Origin of the sequence: Mesorhizobium sp. M4A.F.Ca.ET.020.02.1.1, assembly GCF_004022645.1 — a bacterium.
GTDB lineage: Bacteria > Pseudomonadota > Alphaproteobacteria > Rhizobiales > Rhizobiaceae > Mesorhizobium.
Window position 1 is genome coordinate 1 of the sequence record NZ_RZOI01001090.1, and the last position, 1393, is coordinate 1393.

Consider the following 1393-nt stretch of genomic DNA (forward strand, 5'->3'; position numbering starts at 1 on the left):
GCCATAGACCGAGCCGGGCGGCACGATGCGCGCCACGCCGCGCACATAGGCCTCGTCGGCGAAGTTCGACCAGAACAGGATGTGCGTGCCGGCGCGCCGGCTCCAGATGGCGCGGGCCACCTCGATGCCCGTTGCCTTGGGCAGTTGCAGGTCGAGCACGACATGCGGCGGCTCGCGCTCGGCCGCCATGTTGATGGCATCCTCGCCGTCGCCCGCCTCGATCACCTCGACGTCGCCAGGCCACAACTGTTCCACCGTCCGGCGCGCGAAAGTGCGATGCAGCCCGTCATTCTCGGCGATCATGACCAGCATCACGCCACCTCCGATTCCGGCTCGCTCGCCGCCATGGCCGGCTTGCCGTCAGCTGGCGCGCGATCGATCTCGATCACCACCCTGGTGCCGCCCTTGCGGCCGGCCGGCTCGAAGCGCAGCCGCGCGCCGACAAGCGCCGCCCGCGTATGCATGTGGCCGATGCCGCCCTGCGCGGCCGGGTCGATCGTGCCGCAGCCATGGCCGTCGTCGGTGACGACGACCTTGAACACGCCGTCGGTCGAGGTCAGCAGCACCTCGATCCGGCCGGGTGCAGCGTGCCGCACCGCATTGTTGATCGCTTCCTGCACGATCCGGTAGAGCGACGTGCGCATCGTCTCCGGCAGGCTGTCGGCGCTGCCGTCGCTGGTGTCGGCGATCCGCACGGCGATCGGCGGCTTCGCCCGCGCGACACTGCGGTTGAGATGCGCCTCGACGGCGTCGCGCAGCCCGAACAGCTCGAGCACGCTCGGCCGCATGTCGTCGACGATGTGGCGCAGTTCCGCCAGGCAACCGGCGATCTCCTGCTCGAGATCGGCGAGTTGGGCCGTCCGCGCCATGCCCCGGCTGCGGGAGGCCGAGACCTGGCGCGCGATGCGGGCAAGATCGGCAAGCGTCTGGTCGTGCAGGTCCATGGCCATGCGGCGGCGCTCGCGCTCCATGCCTTCGGTCAGTTGCGAGGCGCCGACCCTGAGCAGTTCCGCCCGGTTGCGCGCCTCGCTCTCGGCGAGCATGGCGCGGCGCGCCTCCTCGGTCTGGATCAGCGCAAAGATGTAGGGGGCGATGAGATCGGCGCATTGCTGGGCGACGGCCACATCCGTCAGCGTGTAGCAGCCGACCTCGTGGCGGCTGATGTTGAGCGCGCCGATGACGCTGCCGCGCGCCCTGAGCGGCACGATGATGCGGCTGCGCAGCCTGGCTTCGAAGATCGGCTCGTCGAAGGCGCCGGCGAAGTGAAAGCGCTCGTCGACCAGCGCGTTGTCCGACAACAGAAAGGGCGTCTGGCCCCACAGCACGCGCCGGATCGGGCTGCCCTCGACAGGATGCTGCGCCAGATCGCTCCAACTGGTGTGGAAACCGGCTT

General features: G+C 69.8%; 2 protein-coding genes. Both read right to left on the minus strand.

All coding sequences use genetic code 11. From position 1 onward, the window contains the following. Nucleotides 1-312, minus strand: a 312-nt coding sequence (locus EN742_RS35065; RefSeq protein ID WP_148670531.1) for a response regulator, incomplete at its 3' end; no start/stop codon positions are given. After that, nucleotides 312-1393 (minus strand): ATP-binding protein (locus EN742_RS35070; protein ID WP_128333888.1); only part of this gene is annotated, 1082 nt, incomplete at its 5' end. The genes EN742_RS35070 and EN742_RS35065, both read right to left, overlap by 1 nt.